This window comes from Ginsengibacter sp., assembly GCF_057362405.1.
Genome location: NZ_JBMQQG010000147.1, coordinates 1 through 9814, shown reverse-complemented (window position 1 = coordinate 9814; position 9814 = coordinate 1). Strand labels below are relative to the sequence as shown.

Annotated in this window: 5 protein-coding genes; 1 reads left to right on the top strand and 4 read right to left on the bottom strand. The window is 39.5% G+C overall.

The genetic code is table 11. The annotated features are described in order from the left end of the window. A partial coding sequence (locus ACO1O5_RS11770; RefSeq protein ID WP_486270412.1) for a glycoside hydrolase family 65 protein occupies positions 1-1287 on the bottom strand: 1287 nt, incomplete at its 3' end. A gap of 160 nt (positions 1288-1447) precedes the next feature. Between ACO1O5_RS11770 and ACO1O5_RS11765 the strand changes: the two genes are divergently transcribed. After that, on the top strand, positions 1448-2383 hold the full coding sequence (locus tag ACO1O5_RS11765; protein WP_486270411.1) for a GyrI-like domain-containing protein: 936 nt from the start codon (positions 1448-1450) through the stop codon (positions 2381-2383). Here the strand turns inward: ACO1O5_RS11765 and ACO1O5_RS11760 are convergent. From ACO1O5_RS11760 to ACO1O5_RS11750, 3 genes are all read right to left on the bottom strand, one after another. After that, complete coding sequence (locus ACO1O5_RS11760; RefSeq protein WP_486270409.1) at positions 2373-5789, bottom strand: VCBS repeat-containing protein; 3417 nt, start codon at positions 5787-5789, stop codon at positions 2373-2375. The two genes, ACO1O5_RS11765 and ACO1O5_RS11760, sit on opposite strands and share 11 nt — an antisense overlap. Before the next feature lie 15 nt (positions 5790-5804). After that, positions 5805-9146, bottom strand: coding sequence for a VCBS repeat-containing protein (locus ACO1O5_RS11755; RefSeq protein ID WP_486270407.1), 3342 nt, complete (start codon positions 9144-9146; stop codon positions 5805-5807). A gap of 221 nt (positions 9147-9367) precedes the next feature. Further along, the coding region (locus ACO1O5_RS11750; protein WP_486270405.1) for a RagB/SusD family nutrient uptake outer membrane protein at positions 9368-9814 on the bottom strand (447 nt) is incomplete at its 5' end.

Genomic DNA, 9814 nt, shown 5'->3' with positions numbered 1-9814 from the left:
GTCCTGCGTTACGGCATAATAATTCCAAGCGGCAATAGCCACGTCAGCAGTGATGTGATGTTCAAATGGTCCACTCAATGCCCATACCGGCGTCTCTTCATTACCGGTAGCTGCGCTTTCCCATGGATACATGGCGCCTTTATAACCATGAGCAAAAGCATTGTGCTCCGCCTCTTTCAATCTTTCATAGCGGTATTCAATCATGCTCTTTGCCATTTCAGGATGCAATACAAGAATTGCAGGGAACATCCACAATTCTGCGTCCCAGAAAACGTGGCCATTGTAGCCCAACCCGCTCAAACCCATTGGTGACGGGCTATACGAGGTTCCTTCCCTTACAAATGAATATAGATGATACATGGCAGCATGCACATCCCGCTGGCTAGCGTCGTCGCCTTCTATTATAATATCGCTTTTCCACAGGCTGTCCCACGCAGCATTGTGAAATTGTTTTAATCTTTCAACACCCTGCAGCTTTGCATAAATTACGTAACGCTCCGCTTCATTCAACGGATCATCATGCTGTGCTGTAGTTATGGCTGCACCGGCAATTGCAAAATGATAAGAGGTCCCGGCCTTTAATTTCTTTTTAAATTTTGACAAATGCATGTTATTATCCCACATCTCGTGTATCAATTCCGGTTCAGATCCATTCGGTTCATCGAATAAAAATGTAGTTGACGCGGCCAAAGTTAGTTTGCCGGTTGGGCTTTTGGCAATAGACGAAAGCAGGCTGAGTTTTACATGCGGCCGGTCGATCTGGTTATAATAATTCTGGACATCTCTCAGTTCGTCCGGCGCTTCCATAACGCTGGCCGGTATTATCTCAATATCCTTTTTTGCGGTTATAGTAACATCAACTAAAACCGTATAAGGAAGGTTGCGCAACGCATAATACGTATAGGAAACAACAGCCTTATCCTGGTAGCTAAAAGTAGTGGTAAGATTGGCGTGTTTCATATCAAGCTCCTGGCGCATATTGGTAGCGTCATTGGCGCCAATACGATGTCCGTCAATATCGAGATACATATTGACCAGGTTAAAGCTTTTTAAAAAATTACTCACTCTTCCCCTTCCATATTGATCATATGCCCCGTTTAGTACTACGTCTTTGCATTTTAGCGGTTCGGCAGATGAAACAATGCCAATGACGCCATTAGCTACCGTTTCGCCATAATAGTTACCGGGATCTATTTTATCAGCTTCAATTTTCCAGGGATCAATTTTTTGGGCGAAAGAAGACGAAAACAAAATATTAGAAAGAAGTAAAAAAACTAAGTGCTTCATACCATGCAATTTTTAATTTAATAGCCCGTGTAAATTAACGTTATTTGATTTAAATAAAAATACCGGAAAGAAATTGACGGGATATTAAGAATTAGTTACAATAAGATTTTATTTGTTTAAAAAGCAAATTATTACTTTGCAGCAATTTTAAAAATAGTTTATGAGAAAGTGGGTTACTATTGTCATCATATTTGCAGGATTATTACTGATTTCAGCTTATGTGTTTCTTCCAAAAAAAATCGAAAGTGTTACCTCTGAAAAAATTAGTTGCAATGTTAACAGCCTTAATCGTTTTGTAATTGAAGGAAAATGGTCGAAATGGTGGCGCGGAAATGTCTTGCATGATAGCGCCACTAATAAAAATATATATGCCTTTAAGGGTTACAAGTATATTATTACCGGTAGGAAATATAATTCGGTACTGATTCAGATCACGCAGCCTGATTTAGTTGTAGATGCCACTATTTTCTTTTTGCCTTTAAAAGACAGTATCCAGGCACAATGGAGATATTCGCTTGAAACGAACTCAAATCCTATTAATAAAATAAATCTTTACCGGGTAACAAAAAACATAGACGGCAACCTCCGGGAAATTTTGGAGAGTATGAAGGATTTTTTGGAAAGCAACTTAAAAGTATATGGCTTCAGCGTTGATGAAATGCAGGTGAAGGATACCATATTAGTATCAACGAAATTTTCCGGAAAAGAACATCCCACTACACCTGAAATTTATAAAGTAATTGACAGTATCAAGAGTTACATTGCAACCCATAATGCAATTGAAACTAATGCCCCGATGTTACACATTTGGCAGGACAGCGGTTTTTATAAAACAACCATCGCCATTCCGGTTAACAAAAAAATACCTGAAAACAATTTCTTTTCCATAAAACGGATGGTTCCCGGAAAAATATTAGTTGCTGAAGTTAAAGGAGGAGATTATACGTCAACAGAAGGTATGCGACAATTAGGATTATTTGTAACAGATAATGGTTTATCATCTCCAGCCATTCCTTTTGAATCTTTAGTAACCAACCGGCTAAATGAACCGGATACTTCAAAATGGATCACTAAACTCTATTATCCTATTTTTTAAATGGTCGCTCGTCTTTAAATTTTATCACCATCACACTGTCATTATTCCTCGCAAGAATGAAAGCTTCTTCTTTGCCGATATTTATTTTTTTTATGTGGCGAACCTCTCCTTTAATCTGGAGGCCGTTGATATTCTGGCAGTCAAACCGGCCATTGCCTTTATTCAATAATATGGTTCCAAAGTCAGCATCATTTCTTCCCATCTGAATGTTATTATCATAAAAATTTCCCACCATTAATATATCGGGCAGGCTGTCATTATTAGCGTTTATAACAACTGCGTCTTTGTAAGGACTCAGCTGGGCCAACCACGGCATCGGCACCGTTGTGTAATTCAGGTCTGCCTTGCCGGCAGGCAGGTTCCCGTTATTCAGCAAGATTGAGTTTGGAAAATAGTCTGCCGTTAAAATCTCTGAACCCTTCATTTTATCCGCAGAAAAAATATCATCCAAACTGGCTTTGGCAAAATCGGAGGCATATAAAAATCTCTTCTTTATGATTGGTATTTGTTTTTGTAATTCATCTTTGTTAGCAAAGGGAATTTCCTGTCCGTCCAGGTAATAGGTAAGTACCTGTTCTTTCTTGCCATTGTCGTCAAAATCGTTGTAGTACAATCTAACGGGCCCCGTAGACGAAGCTGCCAGGCGGTTGTTCAATCCTTCATTTCCCGCGATAAGGTCAATCTTTCCATCACCATTAATATCAACGGGTAATGCAAAATTCCACCACCCTTTTTTATTAGTAAGCATTTGTTTTTTGAAAGTGCCATTTTCATTTATGAATGCGCAAATGCCACCCCATTCAGGCGATATGATTAAGTCCTTCCGGCCATCTTTATTAAGATCGTACCAAATAGCGCTTCTTACAAAGCCTACTTTTGAAAGTTCGTTGCTATACCGGGAGGTAACGTCTTTAAAATGACCGTGCTTATCATTTTCCAATAAATAAGACCGTGGAATCTCGCCGTATTCCCATGGAACGGCTCTTCCGCCTATAAACAAATCCACATAACCATCCCCATTAAAATCATACGGCACTACGCAGGAAGCCGTAAGATAAATACTGTCAAATGCATTATTGAGTAACGTAAAATGTGCATGGCCGTCATTTAAATACAACCTCGGTTGTTGGTATTTATCGTTGCCATAATATTCATTACCACCCGTGGCAACTACCAGGTCGGTGGCACCATCATTGTTTACATCTACCCACGCCGCGTCCACATCTTCATACGTACTGTCATCGTCGAGCCCAGGTTGATCGGACTTTTCAAATTTACCCCCGGGCTTTTGAAGAAATATGGCGCTTTTATTTCCTTTTGACGAACCGATAAAAACATCGTCTAACCCATCACCGTTGGCATCACCAACAGCCAAAGCGGGGCCTTCCCGTGATACCATGAATGGAATTAAAGGTTCACGGTCAAATTCATTAAACGGGTTTTCGACAGCTTTAAAATCTAATCCAACATCTTTTGTTATATCCACCATTTCACGGGTAGGATTTTTTAAACGGGTTGTCAGCCGCGAATAATCGTATTTGGCAAGGCCCGGTTTGTATTGAATTTTAATTTGCGTAGAGATCGCATTTTTCCAATCGATGGTTTGGTAGGTGTTATCAGGCCATATCAATAAAATCGAATCAACTTTAGTGTTGTACAATCCAATATGCATGGGAATCTGCATGCTTGATTGAAATCCTCTCACCGGGTAATTTTCGTAGGTTCTCACTTCGCTGCTATCGTAAACGATTACTTTAGCACCGAGTGCATTTATGTTTTTGGATGAACCTGTTAATTTAATGTCGATATAGGGTCGGTTCTTAGCATCATTACTTTTATTTTCATATAACATCGCCGGATCTTCCAGGTTGCTTACTACAACGTCCAGGTCTCCATCGTTGTCAAAATCAGCATATACTGCTCCATTCGAAAAAGTAGCTTTACTATTTTCTACCTCATCACCAATATCAGCAAACGTTACGCTGCCTTCATTTTTAAAGAACTTATTGGGCAATTTTATTTCGGGAAATTTCTTGATCAGCCCCAAATCGGTTTCGTCGGTAAAATTATCTTTTAGCTTTTGATGAATTTCATCATCAGAAACATAGTTGGCAAAATCCATATCATTCAGCCGTTTTGGAATGCCGTTAGAGACAAAAAGATCTTTCGTACCATCGTTATCAAAATCAATCCATAGCGGCGACCATGACCAGTCTGTTGCAGCAACACCAGAATAGAGGCCAGTTTCGCTAAACATGCCATTCCTCCTGTTTAGCTGAAGATTATTCCTGGTGTATTGATAATTGTATCCATATCCAATTTTCATGTAAAATGTATTGTACTCATCTTCGCCGAGTGAACTTTTCAATATTGTTCGGTCTGACGGAAGCATATCCATTGAAATAACGTCGGGATAAGCGTCGTTATTAATATCAGCGACGTCTACTCCCATTGAGAATTGGCTGGTATGCATCACCCGGTTGGTGAGATCTTCTTTAAAAGTTCCGTTGTGTTGATTAATGTACAAATAATCATTTTCGTGAAAATCATTTCCAACGTACATGTCAGGCCAGCCATCAAGATCAATATCCGATACACAAACGCCGAGTCCATAACTTATGGTGGAGCTGTTGATGGCCGATTCTCTTGTGACATCGGTAAATTTATTATTGCCATCATTGCGGTACAACCTGTCCCCGGTAAGTACATTGTACGTCCCCAGGAAATTATTACGCGGGGCAAACGTTCCGTTTTGATGAATAGAATGGTTTAGTAGAAACATATCAAGATCGCCATCACCATCATAATCGAAAAATACAGCCTGCGTACTGAAACCAGAAAAGTCGAGGCCATATTCATGTGCTTCATCTTTGTATTGGGGAACGCCGTTTTTATCAATACCCTGGCATATAAGCAATTGATTTTTACTGTGCAGGGTTTCATAGTTACCCACCCTGCAAATGTAGATATCCAACAGGCCATCGTTGTTGATATCGACAACAGAAACACCGGTAGACCAGCCACCATCCTGGGGAATGCGGGCTTCGGCAGTTACATCTTTAAATTTCAGTTTGCCCTGGTTAAGATATATTTTATCATCGCCCTGGTTAGCAGAAAAAAACAGATCGATTAAGCCGTCATTATTAAAATCACCAGCGCCTACGCCTGAACCGTTATAAAAATACATGTACTTAAAAACATTAAAATCTTTAGTCGGCTTAAGCACATTGCTAAAATCCAATCCTGTTGCGTTATGATCCAGCAACTGAAAAAGAACCGGAGCATTATTACTTTTGTGATTGCACGATAAGAATGAAAATACCGAGCATGTTATCAGTAAAAGATTGAACCGCCTTGCCGTTTTGTACATCATACTTAGTAAATCGTCTTTCAATAAATAAGGCATTCCTTATTTGTTTAATTATTGCAACTGCATGAGATTTTTTGATTTTTCCTTAATCTCATACAAAGCGGGATAATCGTTATTGATTAGAAAAAGTAAACAGTCTTTTTTCCCCGCAGGAATTTCCAAAATATCTTTAACCTCGCCTTTTAATTCCAATCCGGATTGGCTATAGTCCAACCGGGTAAAACCACCTTTATGATCATTAATAAGGATATCTCCATAACTGGCATCTAATCTTCCAAATTGTGGAGGAAATCCAAAGTTATTTCCGCCTAAAATCAAATCCGGATATCCATCGTGATTGATATCAATTTGATGAATAGCATTGATGGACGAAGTTTGGGTTAAGGGTGGTAATTTTTGAATTACGAAATGCCCGTTGCCTTTATTTAATGCGACTATAGACGATCCATAATTAAATATTTTTACGATACTGCTGTTTAGTATTTCGGCAGGAAATAATTCCCTCATCGTCTTTTTCGCATACTCCGAATGTTGCAGGTTTTGTTTCTTAATTGCCGGTATCTGGTCTTGCAGTTCATGTTTTAAAAATACTGTTTTATCCTGGCCGTCAACTGTACGGGTAAGAATCTTATCCATGTTGCCGTTGTTGTTAAAATCGTTGATCCACAATTTAACCGGGTTCTGCAGGTCCGGCCGCAAATAAAAATTTTCTCCAATATTACCGAGTACGATATCCTGGCGTCCATCTCCATCCAAATCACCAACGGATATTGATTGCCACAGGCCGTACAAGCTATCCAGGTTAGTCCTTATTTCTTTAAAATGATCTCCGTTATAAGAGAAAATTTTCGGCGACATATATTCACCGGCGATTATCAATTCCTTTTTTTTGTCGCCCAAAACATCTGCCCATTCAGCGCAGGTTACCATACCAATAGATGAAATATCCGGATTTTTAGTTTTCGCCATATCGGTAAAATGACCTTTACCATCGTTCACAAAAACATAACTGGCAGGAGTAACTCCATAATCGCGGGGAACATTTCTACCGCCTACAAATAGATCCAGGTCGCCATCTCCGTCAAAATCGTAGGGAATTGCCACAGAGATATCCGAGTTGTTATTGGGAAAGGCTTTAGGGTCCAAAGTAAAATTCCCTTTTCCGTCGTTTTTATACAAACGAAATTGCATTTGCTTCGTATCTGGTGGAAAACAATTGCCACCGGGGCATACCAGCAAATCAAGATCGCCATCATTGTCGCAATCGAAAAACTGCACAGCAACATCTTCGAAATCCGCATAGTCATCAAATGCCTTCTCCATTTTCTTTATGAATGCACCCGAAGCGGTTTGAAGATACAATTGTCCGGCTTCACCTGCTGCCCCGCCTATAAAGAGATCAGGAAGGCCGTCGCCATTTACGTCTCCTTCGGCAGCTTTCGGTCCTTCTTTTGAAAGCAATTCAGGCAAATTCCGTTCGTAATAAAAGTCATTATAGTCATCCTCAGTATGCTTGTCGAACGTACTTTTTTCCGCCGTGAGTAAAGGCGGGGGTAATACCCTTGCAAGTGTATCGGGAGAGAACGTTACCTGGTCCTTTTGATTAATTACAAGTACCGTATCAACAGGAATGTTCAAATATTTTGAATACGATCTATCAGGCCAGCTTATAAGCATGGAATCGATTTTTGCTGCAGTTCCCAGTCCAATAATTTGCTTATAATCTACAGATGACTGAAATCCCCTCGTGGGAACCACTTCCCTGGTTAGAATCTGGCTCCCGACAAATAATTTAATTTTGCTACCGATAGCAAATGTGTTTTTGTCTTTACCTTTTAAAAGAACCCCTAAAAAATTGTTCTTATTTTCCTTCCTGCTATTGTTCTTATAAACAAACGCATTTCCGTTTACATTACTAACAACCAGGTCAAGGGCGCCATCGTTGTTAAGATCGGCATATGCGGCGCCACTGGAAAATGAAGGTTGGGTGAAGCCCCATGCAGCGCTAACATCCTGAAATTTTAAATTACCGAGGTTTTTAAACGCTTTATTTGGCAATGGATTTACAGGGATATGCTCGAGCACTTTATCTACACTTTCTTTTTGACCGGTGAGGACCATTTTCTGGATCACATCGTTGGCAAAAAAGTCCATGAAATCCAGGTTGGTCACGTCTTTGTTAACTCCGTTGCACACATATATATCGCTCAATCCATCGTTGTCCGCATCAAAAATTAATTCGCCCCAGGTCCAGTCCGTTGCCGATATACCGCTGTAATTTCCAATCTCGGAGAAGGTGCCGTTCTTATTGTTTAACTGCAGGCAATTTTTCATAAACTGGTGATAAAACCCGGATTTAACCTTACTATTGTAAAAGTCAATATTATCAAAAGAGCCCAACGTTTTGAGCCGGTAATCATCGCCTGGAAGCATGTCGGTTGTAAAAATTTCAGGATAACCATCATTGTTTAGGTCCCCGATGTCGGTACCCATGGAAGACATGCTTATACTCTGCAGTTGGTCTTCCATTTCATCTTTAAACGTGCCGTTTTTCTGGTTGATGTATAAATAATCTTTCTCGTAAGAATCATTACCTACATATATGTCGGGATAACCATCGTTATTAAGATCCCCGATGCTAACACCTAAACCGAAACTTATTAAACTGCCATGTATGCCCGCTGATTGTGTAACCTCCGTGAAATGCCCATTGTCGTTCCGGTAAAGATGATCGCCACCTCCCTTTAAGAAAGGAGCTACCGGCCAGAGTGAATCGGGAAGATCTCTCCTGTTGGCGTTATTTAATGTGTTGATGGGCATTGGACTATTGTTGATCATAAAACAGTCAATGTCTCCATCCATATCATAATCAAAAAACGAAACCTGGGTGGTATAGGCGGAAATATCCAGTCCATATTTATGCCCTTCTTCAGTAAAAGTGTTATCATGATTATTAATGTACAATTTGTTCCTCCGGTTGCCCGATTTCATGTGGCCTGAATTGCATACATAAATATCCAGCCAACCATCCCCGTTTATATCAACAAATGTTACACCCGTGCTCCACATACTATCTTGCTTAAGGCCGGCTTTGTCTGAAATATCTTCAAATTTGAAATTTCCTTTATTGAGGTACAATTTATTGTCACCCATATTGGATGTGAGAAATATATCGGGCAAACCGTCATTATTAATATCTCCTATTGCCACACCGCCGCCATTGTAGAAATTACGAAAAAGAAAGCTGTTTTCGAGCTTGCCATCTACCACTTTGTTTACAAAATTAATTCCTGTATTATCCACCAATTGAAATAATGGCTCTTTGGGCTTTTTGTTGCAGGAAAAAAAAATTATCAGAAAAAGACTTAAGGAAAGCTTTGGAATTTGCTTCATTATTCAGAATAATTATTGATGCTTTTGTGCAGTTATTTTTTTTGATAAAGGTAAAGAATGAAATAAGTACTTCGCTATTTTAATAGCGTTCAGCTTTTTAAAAAAGAAATTTAACATTACAATACGTCGGTATCCGAACCATATGCCTGGTAAAAATTTAAATTAAAAAGACCGCCTCTTCAAAGCAGTCTTTTTAATTTAATCAGCTATTTATTTTATTATTAGTAACCAGGATTTTGTATCAGATTAGGATTTGCTGCCAATGACTGGCTTGGAATCGGGTACAAAAGGTTCTTGGGATCATCACTTGGTTTATATTGCCATGTGTTAAGAAACACCCCGAAACGTTGCATGTCTGTTCTTCTAAAGGATTCCCAATAAAACTCTCTTCCTCTTTCGGCGAGTATGGTATTGAGGTCATAGATATTTGCAGTATTCACTAATTTTATAGAAGGTAGCGGCGCAGCGCTTCTGGCAGCCCTTAATTGATTAACCAAAGTGAGAGCCGATGCGTCGTTGGGATCAATTCTCAATTTTGCTTCAGCAACCATCAGTACAACATCAGGATATCTGAAGATCATTTGATCATTATTACATGGACCGCCATAATAATTATAGTCAGGGGGATATTTAATTACCCGGATTCCTGTTAACTCCAGGTTGGCACC

What these genes read in the sequence shown, in the direction of transcription:
- ACO1O5_RS11765 (WP_486270411.1), top strand. Translation starts at nt 1,448, where the DNA reads ATGAGAAAGTGGGTTACTATTGTCATCATATTTGCAGGATTATTACTG.
- ACO1O5_RS11760 (WP_486270409.1), bottom strand. Translation starts at nt 5,789, where the DNA reads ATGCCTTATTTATTGAAAGACGATTTACTAAGTATGATGTACAAAACG.
- ACO1O5_RS11755 (WP_486270407.1), bottom strand. Translation starts at nt 9,146, where the DNA reads ATGAAGCAAATTCCAAAGCTTTCCTTAAGTCTTTTTCTGATAATTTTT.